Source organism: Neisseria sp. P0014.S009 (genome assembly GCF_051958155.1).
GTDB lineage: Bacteria > Pseudomonadota > Gammaproteobacteria > Burkholderiales > Neisseriaceae > Neisseria > Neisseria flavescens_C.
Genome location: NZ_JBQCVS010000330.1, coordinates 1 through 205 on the forward strand (window position 1 = coordinate 1; position 205 = coordinate 205).

Consider the following 205-nt stretch of genomic DNA (forward strand, 5'->3'; position numbering starts at 1 on the left):
GTCTTGGGTCAATGCGACATCGTCGCCTACTTTCACACCGTCGTTGTTCACGGTGGTGTCGCCGGCTTCGACGCTGTCTACCACCAGGTCTTTGTTCAGCTTGACGGTCACTTTATCATCTTGGGCTTCGGTGGTGATGTTGTCGTCGCCGGCAACGGTCACGGTAGCGCCGAGTTTTTCGATATTGGTGCTGCCGCTGTCGCCG

1 protein-coding gene is annotated in these 205 nt (G+C 57.1%); it reads right to left on the reverse strand.

The annotated features are described in order from the left end of the window. Positions 1-205, reverse strand: a 205-nt coding sequence (locus ACTHS4_RS12835; protein WP_440366074.1) for a hypothetical protein, incomplete at both ends; no start/stop codon positions are given.